6 protein-coding genes are annotated in these 17,479 nt (G+C 40.5%); 2 read left to right on the top strand and 4 right to left on the bottom strand.

All coding sequences use genetic code 11. The features are described from left to right. Nucleotides 1-261 precede the first annotated feature (261 nt). Nucleotides 262-1,092 (bottom strand): formyltetrahydrofolate deformylase, encoded by an 831-nt coding sequence (gene purU / locus A587_RS0104530; protein WP_017216586.1) that lies wholly within the window; start codon nucleotides 1,090-1,092, stop codon nucleotides 262-264. 258 nt (nucleotides 1,093-1,350) lie between these two features. On the opposite strand from purU, the gene A587_RS0104525 reads away from it, so the two are divergent. After that, nucleotides 1,351-6,942, top strand: coding sequence for a choice-of-anchor U domain-containing protein (locus tag A587_RS0104525; RefSeq protein WP_017216585.1), 5,592 nt, complete (start codon nucleotides 1,351-1,353; stop codon nucleotides 6,940-6,942). Nucleotides 6,943-7,111: 169 nt separating this feature from the next. Here A587_RS0104525 and A587_RS0104520 read toward each other — a convergent pair whose 3' ends face one another. Together A587_RS0104520 and A587_RS0104515 are read right to left on the bottom strand one after the other, a co-directional pair. Next, nucleotides 7,112-9,892: a serine/threonine-protein kinase gene (locus A587_RS0104520; protein ID WP_017216584.1), complete on the bottom strand. Its 2,781-nt coding sequence runs from the start codon at nucleotides 9,890-9,892 to the stop codon at nucleotides 7,112-7,114. An 18-nt stretch (nucleotides 9,893-9,910) separates the two neighbouring features. Further along, nucleotides 9,911-10,459 carry an ECF-type sigma factor gene (locus tag A587_RS0104515; RefSeq protein ID WP_017216583.1) on the bottom strand — a complete coding sequence of 183 codons (549 nt, stop codon included), beginning with the start codon at nucleotides 10,457-10,459 and terminating at the stop codon, nucleotides 9,911-9,913. Between the two features lie 221 nt (nucleotides 10,460-10,680). Here A587_RS0104515 and A587_RS0104510 point away from each other — a divergent pair, with 221 nt between their 5' ends. Further along, complete coding sequence (locus A587_RS0104510) at nucleotides 10,681-13,602, top strand: PKD domain-containing protein (protein WP_017216582.1); 2,922 nt, start codon at nucleotides 10,681-10,683, stop codon at nucleotides 13,600-13,602. A gap of 76 nt (nucleotides 13,603-13,678) precedes the next feature. Here the strand turns inward: A587_RS0104510 and A587_RS0104505 are convergent, their stop codons facing one another. Beyond that, nucleotides 13,679-17,104 carry a PAS domain-containing hybrid sensor histidine kinase/response regulator gene (locus A587_RS0104505; protein WP_017216581.1) on the bottom strand — a complete coding sequence of 1,142 codons (3,426 nt, stop codon included), beginning with the start codon at nucleotides 17,102-17,104 and terminating at the stop codon, nucleotides 13,679-13,681. Nucleotides 17,105-17,479: the final 375 nt, after the last annotated feature.

Below are 17,479 nucleotides of genomic sequence, written 5' to 3'. Positions count from 1 at the left end.
AACAGCCGAAGGGTCGGCCCCGGTCAATGATAGTGTGGATTACCCATGTGAAAGTGGAACATCCTACTTCGTAGCGAGCTAGGGCCAAATAAGAGAAACCCGTTGCAGCAATGCAACGGGTTTTTTTGCTATTTGAGGTATAGAAAATTAGAAAATCTCGCGAGGTAAACTCGCTCCTACCACCGAATACACAGCATTGTGGGAGTGCACGCATCCATGCTGTTCATTTCCTAAGTTGCTAAACTGCGGTTCTGAACTTGATTATGAAAAGACGACAGTTTTATTGCCGTTAATGAAAAGCTTATGCTCGCAGGCTAATTGTAACGCGTTACAAAATACTGTTTTTTCAATGTCTCTACCGATTTTTGCCATTTCTTCAGCATTTTGAGCATGGCTAACTTGCGTGACATTTTGGGCAATAATAGGCCCTTCATCTAATTCATCATTAACAAAGTGAGCTGTTGCTCCGATAATTTTTACACCACGCTCAAATGCCTGGTGGTAAGGTTTTGCACCGATAAAGGCAGGTAAGAATGAGTGGTGAATATTGATAATTTTCCCGTCAAAGCATGAGACAAATTCCGGTGTTAAGATCCGCATATACTTTGCCAAGCCAACAATATCAGGATCATATTGTTCGATTAAATCGGCCATTGCACTGTCGTGTTCTGCTCTACTCAGCCCTTCATGTGATACTAGATGAAAAGGAATACCAAAGCCTTTAACGAGGGGCTCCAACGTATCATAGTTTGCGATAACTGCTTGTACTTCAATATTGAATGCTTGTTCGTATTGTTTAAGCAACACGCCGCCTAAGCAGTGCGCTTCTTTCGTCGCAAGTAGCACTACTTTTGTTCGTTCTTGCCCGTATAGGTTTAACTTGGCGCCAGTTGGTAATGACTGACGAAGTTGTGCCAGAAAGTTATCACTGGGTGTGCCTGTGAGCTCTGTACGCATAAAGAAGCGCTGTCCTTCTTTATCTACAAACTCATTATTGCGCGTGATGTTTAGGTCGTGCACATGACAAAGGCTAGTGATCTTCGCGATCAGTCCTATGTCATCTTTACACTCTGTTGTTAGTATGTAGCTCATTTCCTCACTCCAATTCGTCTAAGCGAACTTTCAGAATACTGCGAATTGGCAGTGAGATAAATGCCTACCGACAAAAAACTTTGGTCAATTTTATTTGACCACGACAACTAAAATGTCACGTCTTAAAAAAAGCACTAAGTGTTGAGAAAGTTCACTTCAAAATACGTGATCAACCTTTTTAAGGTTGGTATTACTGTGGTGACTAATCGTGAATTCGTTTGCAACTTTTTGTTGCTTTTACTACCTCAGGGATATTAGATGAGAACTTTTACATTCTGCCTCTATATATTACTACTTTGTGGTTTTTTATCTGCATGCAATGACGCTAATCCAGGAAAAAATGAACAAAACACTAAAATAAGTTATAAAGTGGTCACAACTTATACTGGGGCTGGGTCGATAGTTCCTGAGAGTCTAATTATAGAACCGGGTTCCTCTGCCACCTTTGAGTTACAGCCTGACGAAGGGTATTACCTTGCAGATGCTACGGGGTGTCACGGTCTTTTGGACAAGGAGAAACTTGATTATCATGTCAATAATGTGAATGAAAGTTGCAGTATTGAAGTTTCATTCAAACCTTTAAAGTTATCTATAAAAACAAATCTTCCAGAAGGTGCAAGCTTGACGCTGGATAAATCTGACTACTTTTACGGTGATAGTCTTTCTGCTCAACTGATATTGGATGCTAGTCATAAAGTAGAGAGTATAACTGGCTGTCAAGGTCAATTAGTCGGAGAGTATTATCAAGTAGCTAAACTTGTAGAAAGTTGCGAAATATCACTCAAAACCTTAACACCAAAACGAACGTTTACTGATGAAAAAAGCGGTCAGCAACTTCAAGTTAAGGTTCTAGATAATGCTGGGGTTATTGCTACAAGCAGCCAAGGAATTATCTCAAAAGATGAACCGAACTTGCCTGCGATGAGTAACGATATTGTACTGCCATTCCAGTTACTTGCGATAGATATTGCAACAACACCGGGTGCAGATGTCTTAGTTGAACTAACTTACCCAAGTGCAGTTCCAGAGCAATCTCGTTACATTAAGAGTGATGGGGAAGCGTGGTATTTTATGCCTACCGAATTCGCCCAGCTTGCTGCTGATAAACGTAGTATTGTTTTACATCTTCAAGATGGTGGTTATGGTGATACTGATGGAGTCGCCAATGGCATAATTAAAGATCCTGGGGGGATAGCAGAATTACAAAAAATAATAGTACAAGGCATTGCTCATGAAGGTGGTAGTATTTCACCTAACACACAAACTGTTAGCTATGGCGACTCAACGATTTTCACGCTTACGCCTGATGAGGGCTTTGGGATAAATGATGTTACAGGATGTAGTGGTACTCTGACGGGCAACACCTACACTACCGGTATGGTTACTTCTGCTTGCCAAGTCAGCGCTAGCTTTAGTCCGCACACTTTCAACGTAAATGCTAGTGCAGGTGAGGGTGGTGGTATTTCACCCAGCACACAAACGGTAAGCTATAGTGATAGAGCCACTTTTACTCTTGTGGTAAATGAAGGCTATGAGATAAGTGAAGTAACAGGATGCAACGGCACACTTACTGACAACACCTACACCACTGGCGTGATAACGTCAGCTTGCCAAGTCAATGCTAGTTTTAGTCAACAAACTTTTATTGTGGATGCTAGTGCAGGTGAGGGCGGTGGTATTTCACCCAGCGCACAAACGGTAAGCTATGGTGATAGCGCTATCTTTACATTAACACCGGATCAAGGTTATGAGATAAGCGGAGTTACTGGGTGTAATGGTACACTTGTTGGCAACACTTACATCACTGGTACCATTACTTCTGCTTGCCAAGTCAGTGTAAGTTTTAACCAAAAATCCTTTACTGTGGATGCGAATGCTGGTGAAGGCGGTATCATTTCACCTAGCACGCAAACGGTAGCTTATGGTGGTACCGTCAGCTTTACCCTCATTCCTAGTGAGGGCTTTGAAATTAGTGAAGCGAGTGGTTGCTCAGGAAGCCTTAATAATTACGTTTATTCTACGGGAGAAATTCGAGAGCCTTGCTTCGTCCAAGCTGAGTTTTCTCAGATAAAACCAGAGCTTTCAGTTGATGCTGGTGAAGATATAGTGGGTGTGTCGGGTAATACTGTAAATTTAAGACCTTCCGTAGATACACAAAGTAAAATTAAAGCTGTTAGGTGGCAACAAGTAAGTGGCCCCACAGTAGCGATTGAAAACGTTAATAGTTTAGAGACATTGGTTGAGCTACCTTCTTTACCATTCTATGGATATGCTGAGTTAGAAATCACTGTTAGTGATGATTCGGGAAATGAAGCCAGAGATAGAGTAAAAGTTGAAGTAACTCAAAATATTGAAGTCCCTATTCTGATTGATGATTTAACTGTTACAAACGTTGCTGTATTTCATACTGAAAACCCAGGTATTCGAATCAGCACAGGCGAATTCGATGAAAATTCAAAAGCAGCTTTCTTTGAAAAAATAAGAATAGAGAAAGATAAGCTTTATTACGTCACTGTATCTGGGAGTATCAACAACTCGGAAAGTCAAAACGCTGTGGAGTATGGTTTAGTTTTCAACCACGATATACTCGATAATGGTATGGCTATCTCGCTTCTCTCTGACATTATCTACCAAGCGGTCGCTCAAGATATTAGAAATAACAACCTAAATGAGCAACTATCACACTTTGCAAATATTCTAATCAATGATCTAAATAGCGATGGTACTATATCTTATCGTGATATCTCCTACTTTCATAAAGATCTAGAAAGTACTTTCATGGGGGAAAGTAAGTACCTTTTAAGTGATTATAAAAACAAAGCCAACTACCTTGAAAAGCTTAATTTCGTTTTCAAGCAGCTTGAAAGCAAACTAGTTATTAGTAATGATAGCTATTTTAATGTAGGCGATAAAATATATCCAAATTTAACAGAAAAGCCCCTTGGCACCAGTGTCAGAATTTCTTTAAACAACTCAGATTTTGTGAATGCTAATGAAGGCCTACAGCTACAACAAAGCGGCATTAATAAAGTATCAATATCATTGTCTACAGAGAGCGGGGTTTTCTATAAAACTGATAGACAGCTAACCGTCCTTGAGCAAGAAGCTGTAGAAGTAGCAACCATTGTTGCTGATCAGGACAATACGTTGCACCTTGTTGATAATACTAACACTAGCTCAGAAGTTTATTTCCCCGTCGGCTCATCTGGAGGAGACCTTACGATATCAGCAAAGCTAAGCTCTGCAGAAAGCACTCATGGTGTTAATGGAGTACTAAAGAGTGATATATTAACTTTAGAGCCCTCCGGTACGACCTTCGATATACCTGTCACGATAAAACTAGCGTATCGCGGTGATATTGATCCTGAAAGCATTATAGCGACACGAATATCACAAGGAAATGTTATTGAAAGCATAAAACCAATATATGTAGACACTTCTTCTAAACATGCATATTTTCAGACCACACACTTTACCGATTTCATACTTGAAAAAGACATTTTTGGAAAAAGTGAATCCGAAGAGGTAATCCATAACCTTGAGTTAATGGTAAAGGATGCATGTGATAATAAAAATTATAGCAGCCTTACAAAAGAAGATTGTGAAAGGCTTTACAACCTCAATGATGACGAATGGGTAGAAATTTTAAACCTAAATGGAAAAAGCAATAAAGAATCAGAAATTACAATTTTTGATATCTACTCATCGTGGTATTTAGGAAAATCAATTTATAACGATCTAATTGCAATAACAGATGGTAACACAGGTGCATACTACACATATTTAGCAGATTCATTTGATCAGTTTAAAGAAGAGGAAATTTATACCAATACTTTAGCCAACCAATATAAAAAACTTGCTGAAGCCGGTTTTTCATTCACGGGCTTTATAGACGATGCGGAGTTAGTTGTAGAAGCCGCTGAATTCGGCTTCGATTTTTTCGATGTCAGTACGCTTAGTAATATTACTAGAGCAACAGGACTAATAAATGGCGCTACTGGTATATTACCTACAGACTTTGTGTCTTGGTATCTAGAAGCCGTAATCACCAAACCGATAAAGGAAATTGAGGAGGTAAGTGACAAAATTCTAGGATTCCAAATAGAGAGGTACGCGTCATTAAGAAATAACGGGGGATTCAACTTTGAAGAATTTATTAGTGCAGTACAAACGACTCTCAATGATGATAATGGTGATGTACTTTATAACGGTTATGGTATACAAGATGGTTTTCTTACTAACTCTAGAAGTCAAATTCCTCCTGGGTTAATTACTGAACCAGAGGAAGTTAGGGCTTTTTGGGTCAACCTTGATCTGTTCTTACAACGATATGAACTATATAAATTAGCAGTTTCTGGTCAGGAGCCAACTGGCAACCTAAAACAAACTTTCAGTGACCCACAAATTTTAGCTGAAGATGGAAGAATGCTAGATATTATCTTAAGCGCTGATAAACACATACGAAAAATTAACGACGAATCTGTAAACATTGCTGATTTTAAAGTCTTCAATACATCTCATGAGTTTGGGCTTTTCACTAAGAAAACAGAAATCAAAGTCTCAAATAGTGAAATTAAAGAATTAGACTCCATAAAGTTTTCGCTGTTATTAGACGAAGTTTCGAGCGTTGAAGCTGATGAGTTAATTGTCAATATAGAAACTGAATCCAAAAATAAAGTGTTACTTGCTTGTGTCAGCTCAGATAATTCAACAATTACATGTAATGGTGAGCATAACGTCTCTCCTGAGTTTCAAGTCTATGATTATAAACTGTCGATCGAGACGGAGAATAACAAACTTGAAGATGAAAAGTTTAAGGTAAGCTTTATTCAAAACCAGTCAAATATTCCTCCTTATGCAGCAATAATCAGCCCGGTTAGTAACAAGCTTACTTCTGGAGAAAATGTTTCTTTGCCAGCACATTACAATGACCCCGATGGTTATATTCAGAGTCGGCGTTGGTATGTTAAGATGGGTGAGCAATATTTACCATTTAGCGTATCTGATAGTATGGCAACCTTCACTATTCCAGAAACCGATGAAGAGAAAATACTCACGGTCTATCTAGAAGTAAGAGATAACGAGGGTGCTAGAACAAGTGATCAGATTTATTTCAGAGTTTATCCAAAACAGCAGGGTAATATATCCAAATTTAGTTCTTCATGGTTGAATGGGAAAACCTTGTACAATGTTTATTTTTCAGGAAATGACAAATCGTTTCAGCTAACAGAGATTACCTTTAGTGACAGAGAGGCTCGCGCTGTAGTAAATGGAAGAACCTTCACCCTAGAATACACAATCGTTGATGGTTTCATCAGAATTGATGATGGATCCGATGTTGATTACATAGGCATTTATCGCTCAGAGCCAGACAAGTTGTTGTTATGTTGGGGAAGAGATGCATTCAATAATTGTTCTGGTGAGGCAGAAGAGTACTTCTTTTATGACAGAGAATTAGCAAGACAATATATACAAGCCGCGCCAGGCAGGCATAAATATTCTGTTTTTGCCGGCAATAATAGGCTTGCTAATCATAATGAGTGGCTTACTCCGCTAGAGCACGGATATAAAAAAATTGGTGATACCGATTCAGCATCAGCCAGAAAGTTTTATGGTTCTTATAGATATTACGTCATCATGGTCGAAGACAATGAGTATGCCCACATTGATGCAGTTAAGGATCACAATGGAAACTTGTATCAAACTTACATTACAAGCAACGTATTGAACCACCAAAACCTAGCGAATGGTGTTGATGGCAACTATGCAGAACTGGGTTACTACGGTAAGTCTTATATGGTCATCGAAGTCAATGATGACACGCGCTTTATCAAGGTTTACCCCCATTAGCCAATGGCTTAAACGAACTAGTAAGCCAGGCTCAATTATTAAAGATTGAGTCTGGCTTTAATACCAATAGCGTTAATTAATTGACCAATTTTGAACTAAGAAAAGCAAGTTAAACACCGCTATCGCGTCCTGCCAACGCTCTGCCAAAAATTACCATTATTCTGGAAAACTAGAGCAAAAGTAGCACTGGACTTGCTATTTTGCACTCAGAAATAGGCTTGTTAATGTAGCAGTTTTGCAAGCTATGAAGTTCTTCTATTCGTCTGACTCCTCGGTGATTATAGGTTTGTTGTTTAGCCTTAGATAAATCTGTGTATTTTTTATGCGGAATATTTTTCCAAAAATTAAGTAATGCCTCGCTACTATCATGCGAAACCGTTACATCAATTTTAGATGATGCTATTTTCGCTTGTTGAATATCTCCTCTAATTAACGCACTAAGCACCTTTACCTTATTTATATCATTTGAAAAACGAGTCTGTTCAGCTGAACTTCGTATAAACTCTTCAGCAGCTATAAAGCTTTCTTCAAGTTGTTTATACTCTTTTTTTGACAACTGTATAGTTAACTTGTGCATGATTGCGTCCCAGGTCGTTTTATTTCCCTTAGGATATATCTGCGAAAATACATCTACTGATTTCGAGTTATATTTTTTTGCTTGTTCCAGCTCTCCAATATTTGCATGAACAAAACCTAACCAGAAATATCTATGACCAGTTCGACTATGAAGCTCTCCCGATGATAATAAATCAATTTTTAAAGCGGAGTTTAGCGTATTAATAGCTTGCTCGTGTCTTTTTAAATAAAATTGAGCAATGGCGAGATTACCTAGAATACTAGCTACATTGGGGTTGTTTTTACCTAGCACCTTTTTGGCGGTTGTAGCTGCTTTCAATAAATAGTGCTCTGATTGCTCAAAGTCTCCTCGTAGGCGTGAGGCTATCCCGATGTCATTCCATAAAAATGCCAGTTGTTCATGGTCCTCACCATAACTTTCTAAAAAAATGGACTCGCTAGACTTGTAATACTCGATCGCGAGTTCGAAATGATCCTGCATTTCTTCTATAAAGCCGATGTTTCTGTATGCATTACCGGTGGAAGGGTGCTGCTCACCGAGTACCTTTTTGGTAATGTTAAGGTGCTTTTTATATATCTTACTGGCCTTTTCAAGCTCACCTAAGCTACTTAGAATGTTGCCATGAGTATTGTAAACATCAAGTAGGCCAATATGGTCAGCAGGGTAGGTGGCTTCTGCTAGTTTAGAAGCTTTTTGTATTTCTTGCAGTGCTTCTTGAAACATGCTCTGCTCATCGTAAGCTATGGCTTTTTTTACTGATGCTTGAATGAGCTGTCTTTGTTGGTTTGCGGTGCTTGGAACTAGGTTTGCAAGTTTATCTAGCGTTTCAACGGCTTCTTTATTGTTGCCTCGCTTTAATTGAATCGCACTTCTAATGATGATTTTTTCTATCCACTCTTCACTACCATGCCTTAGAGTGAGTTTGCTTAATAGCTCATCAGCTTGGTCATAAGCACCTTGATAGAACATGGTTTCTGCCAAGGGTATAATGAGCTTGTTGCTATCTATATCTGACTCTAACAGCATTCGTGCCCTTTCATAATCTCCGAGTGATAATAGTGCGCGAGAGATAATTTCTTTAATTTCTATTCTGGCGTCGTTCTGCTTAGGTAATTGAGTGTCTAAATTAGCGCTACCAGAATATAGAAGCTGTGCATAATCAGGCTTTTCTCCGTTGTAATATCTCGGATCTGCGGCATAAAAGACATCTTTTAAGTAGTTAACAATTGCCGACTTTTGCTGATACTGTTCATTTAAGTGTTGGTTTTTAACAAACAGTGCTGCGGTCATTGTGATGATTGCAAGTACTGCTACAGATAAAAGTGAGGTAAGAAATGGCTGACGGTAGAATCGTTTTTGCAACCTATAAAGAATTGTATTTTTTTTGGTTGTAGCTGATAAAGGCTTTTTTTCATAAACTGCATGAAGATCGGCCTGCAATAAGGCAATTGAACTATATCTTACTGATAAGGCCGCTGAAGTTGCTCTGTCTAATACTGCAAGTAAATCAGCATTAACTTTAGCCCTATTAGTTTCCGAATTTAATCGTTTTTTTAAGATCTTGCCCAAACTATACACATCACTTTGCGTGGTTAATGGCTCTCCAGCAAGCTGCTCTGGGCTGGCGTAGTCTCTACTTAGCCCATTGATATATGCTGAATAGGTTGCGTTACTTTGCTCGCTTAGCGTATGAGCTACGCCAAAGTCCACCAGTTTTGGCTCACCCAGCTTATCCACCAAGATATTATCGGGCTTTAAATCACCATGAATAATTCGATTTTGGTGAGAGTAGCTTACTGCATCACATACTTTAATCAGTAGCTTCAGCATTTCATCATTAGTCGCAGTTGCACAAAACTGCTGTAAGGGGTCGCCTTCTATGTATTCCATGATTAGGTAAATTAGGCCACTTTCTGTTGTGCCAACGTCGTACACTTTAGCAATATTGGGGTGGTTTAAGCGGGCCAAATATTGCGCTTCTTTAAACGCGAGTTCTTTTGAGGTTAACAAAGTGATTGATGGCGCAATAATTTTAATGGCGACTTGTTGTTCTAGTTGGCCGTCGCAGCGCTCAGCAAGATACACCACTCCCATACCGCCCGAGCCCAGTAGCGTTTTGAGTTTAAAGTGTTGGATCTGTTCACCGGTGAGTGAAAGCAAATCTTTATCTGTATCTAAAGTATCTACTTGAGCCGCAATGATATTGCTAAACAAAGTTTGCTGCACATTTTGTTCATGTGCTGAGATTAATGCCGTTACTTCATCTCTCAGTTGTGGCGACAATTCGGCTATGCTATTTAAACCCGCGGTCAGGTTTTGAGAATAATTGTCAAGTAAGTGATCAAATACGCTGAGCGCATCATTAAAAGTCATAGGGCTTCCTTTATTATTTTACGCATTTACCCTGATAAAGGCTTTTGCGGCTTTGAGCTCTCTATAAACAGTCGCTGTTGAAATATTAAGTTGTTGAGCCAATTGCTCAGGCTCGAGGCCCAAAAAATAATGCTGTGAAAAAATATCTGCTTTTGTTGGGTGTTGTTTCGCAAGTAGTGAAAGGGCACTATCTAGTGCTAGATATTGATCAGGAGGTGCCTCTGTAGCTTCTTCAATCCAATAATTAGGTGGTGTTCTCTTTTGTGCTTTTAATTTTCGAATTTCATCTCGTAGCATATTACGTACAAAAAGGCTTAAGTAGCGATTAAAGTGTGTCTTATGCTCAATGCCATAGCTTGGAGGGATCAATTCCATTAAGGATTGGTGCAAAAGACAGGTAGTATTAGGTAAATGGCTCAGGATGAATGTCGCGTCCACTTGTTTCTTATGTGCTTCAAGGTGCAAACTACACACGGTTTTTAAGTGATTATAAACTAAAGCTTTAAGCTTTTTTTCACTTTCTTTGCAGCCTCTTTGCCAGTCGGCCAGTAGTGCAATAATATCCATACGCATTCCCTATCTTGTTATTACTTTAATTATCCTAGCAACAAATAGGTATCAAATGTAATTAATTTCTAACTGGGTGAGAAAATCTCATTGTTTTTTCGTTAGGACGACTTTTGTCAGGCTGTTCTACAGTGAAGCTATCACTTAGGTGTAACTGCATCGCAATGAAAACACGTAAAGAACCGTGTTGCGTTACTTTAAAGGACCGAGGAAGGATATCCATGAAAAATAAATTTACGTTGAGTTGTATTGCCTTGAGTTTGCTATTGGCGGGTTGTGGCTCTGATGATTCATCTTCAGACATTCCAAATAATGATAATTCAGGAGATAAAACCACTGATACTGATAAGGTGCCAGTGATAGCAAACATTTCGGATGTTACAGTCGATGAAAAGGCGACAGCAACAATTACAGCAGATGTTGAAGATGAAGGTGAGGTGACTTTTGTTTGGGAACAAATCAGCGGCCCTGATTTGGCCTTAGAGGGGGCGAATAGTAATAAGCTTGATGTTACCGCTCCTGCTACAACAGACAATGAAGTGGCAAAATTACGCTTGACGGTGACCGATGCGAGTGAGCAAACGGCTACTACAGATGTAACCGTAAACATTAATCAGCTGTTCGACCAAGTTACATTAGAGGGTAGGGTAATAGGCGTTGACTTGGCGGGGGGGTCTGTCAGTGCTCAGTACGATAAAAACAACAGTGTTGCGCAAATTGATGAAGATGGTGAGTTTAGCGTATCGTTGAAACAAGATGATGACGCACCAACCTCCGCTATTGTTTCTCTATATGCTCAAGGGGTCGATGACAAAGGTGCGATCGAGCTGCAGTCCTACACCTTAAGCTTTGCCTCTTTACAATCTCAAGCAGGTGATGACAACAAACTGTCTGATGATGAACTTATACAATTACAATTATCACCGTTTAGCAGTGCTACCGCAGCTTCATTGGAAGCACATAATGGCGATACCATCAAAACTTTGGAGCAGTTGCAACAAAGCTTGGTCAGTATAGATCATGGGCATAGGATGAATAGCGCAATTGTTTATCAATTATATCTAGATGAGCAAAATTTGACTGTGACCCCTCCTCCAGTCAGTGGACTTGCGAGCGACAGTGATACGGTACCACCTCCAACACCACAAAGTTCTCTGGATTGGTTAAAAGATACAGAGGTGTTTAGTCAATACTTGGAGGAAAAAATAGGCGCTCCAGAGTACGCTGACGCTAAAGCAAAATTGTTTGAAACCGAGCAGTTAAGCGTGATCTCATCTACCCCTGAAACATTGTATTTACCACATGGCTTGTACCAGCAAGGAGGGGGAGGTACGAAAGTAACCTTTAACCCTGATGGTACCGGAACGATTCAGGTTGGCGGTTTAAATGATTCGATAAATTGGCTATTTAAAGAAGGCTCCATAGCGATTACCCCGCAAAATGAGCGTATGCTGGAGTCGAGTTATAGCTATTTTGAATTGGGTGAGCAAGGTAATGAGACTGAGGTGACTGTTGTCGAGTGGGCGAATAGCATTGCGATTAGTTTAAGAGAGCTTGAGCACAAAGCGCTGAGTGCTGAAATGTTAATCAGCATGAATAAAGAGTATCCAAACGGAGGAGGGGAAAATCGTAATGTTTTCTATATCGCAGAAAGTGCAGCGTATAGTAATAATAACCATCAAAAGATGGATATTACCGTTGGTCAAACGGTTAGCTTACCGTTACTCAGCTATAATAGTTTAACTGAAGATTCAGGGTTTAGTTCTGCTTTATTCACGTTTGATACTAGCAATAGTGGCACGCTTCATTTATCGAAAGGTGAAACAGCTTCCTTTAATTGGCAGTATTCGGGACAAGGTGTAAATCAAAAAGTCGTAATAGATGTACCGACTTTAGACTTTAACTTTGAATATCAGCTGCTAACACCACAGGCCGGTAAGTATATGGTTTACGGTAAAGTACAACAGTCAAACGATTCAAGTACTGCCGTCGGAACGGCCCATAATTTAGAACCGGAAGCTAACTGGGTTAAAGAAGAAATCGTAGGCGTATGGAGTAAACGGTATGCAGGGAGGTATTTTGATTCGTTTTGGTATGAGCTCTATGATGATGGTAAGTCGTACTCGGTTTACACTTTTGACTCCAATTATGACGGCTCTCTGACAGAGGATGAGGTTGATGTAGGTTATGGTAGTTGGGAGCTGGAAAATGGTGAACTTACACTTCATAGCTATCCGGATCCCAATTGTACATTTACTGGCTGCCAAGTATTAAACTCACGTACCTTTACTATTTTGAGTAAAACACCACATAAATATGCTATTCAAGCAGAAGTTAATTATGTCGATGGTTGGTCTGTCCATCGAGCCTTTGATTTAACGGCTCATACAACCCGCCCGTTAAGCCAGTATTTACCAGAGTCACTGATTGGCACTGTGCTACCACAGTTTGCGCCTAATCATCATGTTCCAAATTTGGTTGATGTTGAGTCATTAATCGATAAAGAGCTCTATACCCTCGAACATGATAACTGGAGTAACCAAGTGATCAGTTCACTCTATTTAGAGCAAGGTGGAGAGTTTACTTATTCAGGAACTCAGAATATGACCGGAGATTTCGACCTTAAGGCAGATCACCGTGTTCGTTTAGAGGTTGATGAACGTAGTTTGTATTTTGCTATTTTAGCAGAGCAGGACAACACTTATCTAAGCGGGTTTGATGGTAATGTAAGTCCATATTTTACCCAAAAAGGCAGTGCCGAGAGCTATGCAAAGGCGGTGAAACAAACGGAACCTGTAGCCTCTTTTAAAGACTTACAAGGCCGGGCTATTTTTATGGCTGATAGAAGCCAAGAAGGTGATTGGGTAATTACTTACTTTGTTGTAAATGAAGAAACAATCACAGTATATGCCGATGCTGACTTCAGCGAAGTACAAGCGACGATGGACTACGCTCAAAACGAAGATGGCAGTGTAATTATTTCCGGTAATAAATTGTTTATTGCACAGCATAATAGCCAGTTTAGTACAGTGGTCACTGTTGACGGTGAAGGAAGAGATTTTAATTACTTCTTTTATACAGCCGAACAAGTTAGCGACTTCGTAGAAGCTGCAAATCAATTACAGGCACTGGCATCACACTAGTTCTTGCTTAACTTTACAATAATAGTAAAGCTTTGATATCCGCGACTAAAGCCTAAGTTTACTTAGGCTTTTTTCATCACCGTCCATGGTTGAGCAGGGCCTTGAGTTTTGCTGGCTTTACTGGCTTAGACAGGTAATGGATTTGCTCACTTTTAGCGGCGACTTTTACTTCTTCATCCCTCACGGCGGTAATTAAAATAGCAGGAATCGTATCCTGCCAAACGGTGCGTAGCGATTTGATCAAAGTGATCCCATCACAGTTATCGTTAAGTTGGTAATCCATTAAAATAACATCTGGTGCGGGATTATGTTTTGCGTAAGCAAGCGCGTCTTCTACTTTGTAAAACAGCTGATAGTAGCAATGCCATTTATCTAGCAGGCTCGCCATGGCTTCTAGGTTTTTCGGGTCGTCATCAACCGCGATGACATTAAGTTGAGTTTTGCTTTGCGGTTTTTGGCTAATATCTTCTTTTACCTGGAGTAAATCCACATTGCCATAGGGTATGTCTATGGCAAAGCGGCTACCTTGATTGACAACCGAGTTCACTGAAATTGTGATGGATAAGAGATCGCATAGACGTTTTACAACACCAAGCCCAAGCCCAATGCCTTTATTATCGCCCGCTTGAATACGATAAAAATCGTTAAAGATCTTATTCTGCTCGTGGTTTGAAATACCGGGACCGGTATCCCACACTTCAAGCCTTAAACTATGTTTACGGCGTCGACAGGCGATAAGCACTTTGCCACTGTCGGTATATTTAACGGCATTGGAAACTAGATTTTGAATGATCCGGCGCAGGTAGGTGGTGTCACTGTGTACAATGCTGTGGGAGCTTCTCACCTTAAGTTCGAGACCTTTCTCTTTTGAAATGATGGCATACTCATTTGCCAGTGGTAGTAAGATATCGTCAATGTTGAAATGCCTAGGGGTTGGTTTCATTGCACCTTGCTCTAGTTTTGCAATATCCAAAAGCGCACTCATTAGGTGTACGGTAGAGTCTAGGCTATCGGTGAGTTTTTCAAAGTTACCTTGATCTTTACTTATTAGATTGTGGGTATCAATCGCTGCTAAGTACAGGCGTGCGGCATTGAGTGGCTGCAAAATATCATGACTGGCAAGCGCTAAGAAGCGAGTTTTACTCTCATTTGCTTGTTCTGCTTCTTTTTTAGCGGCCATTAGTGCCTGCTCTGTTTCGTGACGATTGGCTATTTCCGCTTTAAGATCCATATTAATGGTGCGGATCTCTTGGGTTCTGGCTTCAATACGGTTCTCTAGATCCATATTGATTTCTTCCAGTGCGTTTTGCGTCGCAATATGCGTGGTGATATCTGAAAAACTCGTCACAAACCCGCCTTCAGGAAGCGGGTTTCCCGTCATCTCAAATACTTGGCCATTACGGCGGTGGCGAATAAAGTGGTGAGGAGTGCCATTTTTCAGATGTTGAACTCGTTTATCGACGTGTTTATCAATTTCACCAGGACCGCATTCACCGCGCTCGGCGTTAAAGCGGATCACTTCCTCTATCGGTTGTCCGACTTCTAAGAAACCATCTGGGTAGGCGAACATCTCGTGATAACGCCTGTTCCATGCAACAAGTTTTAGATCTTTATCAACCACCGAAATCCCATGGCTTAGATTTTCTAATGAGGTATAAAGTAGGTTTTGGTTGAACTGTAGTGCTTGTGTGGTTTCATCAAAAAAGTTAACCACCTCTTCAAATGCCATTTGGCGACCCGATGACACGGTACGGATCAGAGCTTGGGCAGATGAAGCACCGAGCACTCCCGTGAGTGCGCGCTCGCAGAATGAGATAAATTCAGGGGCTGGGTACGCGTCATTATCTTCTAAAATATTATTTTGAGCATAGTGCCCGAGCAATTGCTGACTGCGCTGAACCCCCAAGAAGGTTTGTAGTAGCACTTTAAAGTCATACACGGTAGCGCGAACTTGTTTATTCAAGCGTTTAGAGAGAGCAGCCTGATCTTTGGGATTTACGAATGCTGCGGCCTGAATACGGTCGATTAGGCGCTCCTGTGCACCGATAGAAAAGCTAATATAGCAACTAATGTTGGCGAGCAGTGCGAGTAAAGTTCCTCGGGTGATAAGGGTCTGGCGCATTTCATAATCAAGTAATCCACCGGCTTCCAGGATTGGAAACATAAGAAATAGCATCCAGCAGATAAAACCTGCGATGAGCCCCGCATACACGCCATACGCATGACCTTTACGCCAATAGAGTCCACCGACAATCGCAGGCAATAGCTGAGTTACCAATGAGAAGGCGACTAAGCCCATATTCGCGAGTGCTTCACCATGACCAAACCATTGCTGGTACATATATGAAAGTAATAAGATTGCGGCGATAACAAAGCGTCGAACTAAGAGTATTTGACTCTTAAAACTGCTGTTTAGAATGTTCTTCTTAAATTTACGCTTGAACAACAAAGGCAATACCACATCGTTTGATAGCATGGTGCTAAGTGTGAGAGTCGCAACGACTATCATAGCGGTTGCCGCTGATAAACCGCCGATAAATACAAATGTAGCGAGGATCGGATGCTCCATCATGATAGGTAAAGCGAGTACGAAACTATCCGGTGCGGCACCATAGCCAATATCGGGGTGGATAGCGGCGGTAGCGATTGGGATGATCATGGCTGCTATCAATAACAGATAAAGCGTAAATGCCCAGCGTGCGGTTTTTAAGTGTGAAGTGTTGTGGTTATCTACCACCACAACGTGAAATTGTCGTGGCAAACAGACGATGGCAGCCGCTGCCATGAGCGTTTGTCCAACAAAATTGAAGTTAAAGAAGTCAAAGGATTGCCAATGTTCGCTCAATGCTTCAAATGAGTCGGGAACCTGAGTTAAGGATTGCCATGCAAGCACGGCTACAATACCGAGCGCGAGCAGTTTAACGATAGACTCAAAAGCAACAGCCAACATCAACCCTGAGCGATACTCAGTCACATCCACCTTTCTTGTGCCAAAGAAAATCGCAAATAATGCCATGATTAAAGTGCCAGCTAATGCGAGCGCAGTGCCAGACACTTGCTCGTCCTGCTGTAATAACAAGAAGCTACTACTCAAGGCTTTGAGCTGAAGTGCAATATACGGAATGGTAGCCAATAGGGCTATCATCGTTACCATGACGGCCGTAGTTTGGCGTTTACCGTATCGTGCTGAAATGAAGTCGGCAATGGTGGTGATATTCTGCTTTTTACTGACCAATATGAGTTTACGTAAAAACCCCTGACCGAACAAAAACAGTAAAATGGGGCCTAAAAGAATGGGGAAGTAATGCCAGCTACTGGTGGCCGCAGTACCTACCGAACCGTAGTAAGTCCAAGAAGTACAATAAATTCCTAAGGAAAAGGCATAAACAAACGGATGATGACTAATTTTGAGTGCGCGGGGGGTCGTTTTATCTCCCCAGTTGGCGAGCCAAAAAAGTACACCAATATAAGCAGCGGCAACGAGGAGTAAAATGGCAGTCATAGTGTTTGTTATAGTTTTTGTTGTTTATACCGTCATACTTTAGCAAACAAATGGCACCCATAGTCTAGTTTACTGTATAATTTTATTTGAGCTTTTAATCTTATTAACAATCAAAGTGTTAGGTTTTTATTTGGTAAGTAAGAGCGTTCATTCACCATTCAAGTTAGACTAATGTCTTACTGTTGTATCTATTCATTGAAAATACATCTTCATCCAACCTACTTTGACTTATCTTTTTGTTTATAAAGACTTTTTAATTCTTATGAATACCATGCATCTGCAGTTTACGTAAACGTTAACTTGCCGTTACGACTAAGGTCTCAATTTCAACTTATCAAGCCGTTGCTACTCTCATTAAGGTCTATTAACACAACT

Origin of the sequence: Pseudoalteromonas sp. NJ631, from assembly GCF_000276645.1 — a bacterium.
GTDB classification, from domain to species: Bacteria; Pseudomonadota; Gammaproteobacteria; order Enterobacterales; family Alteromonadaceae; genus Pseudoalteromonas; species Pseudoalteromonas piscicida.
This window is presented reverse-complemented; position numbering and strand designations above follow the sequence as displayed.

Bases quoted from the DNA above. Each gene is read 5' to 3' on its own strand.
- purU (WP_017216586.1), bottom strand. From the start codon at position 1,092: ATGAGCTACATACTAACAACAGAGTGTAAAGATGACATAGGACTGATC.
- A587_RS0104520 (WP_017216584.1), bottom strand. From the start codon at position 9,892: ATGACTTTTAATGATGCGCTCAGCGTATTTGATCACTTACTTGACAAT.
- A587_RS0104525 (WP_017216585.1), top strand. From the start codon at position 1,351: ATGAGAACTTTTACATTCTGCCTCTATATATTACTACTTTGTGGTTTT.
- A587_RS0104505 (WP_017216581.1), bottom strand. From the start codon at position 17,104: ATGACTGCCATTTTACTCCTCGTTGCCGCTGCTTATATTGGTGTACTT.
- A587_RS0104510 (WP_017216582.1), top strand. From the start codon at position 10,681: ATGAAAAATAAATTTACGTTGAGTTGTATTGCCTTGAGTTTGCTATTG.
- A587_RS0104515 (WP_017216583.1), bottom strand. From the start codon at position 10,459: ATGGATATTATTGCACTACTGGCCGACTGGCAAAGAGGCTGCAAAGAA.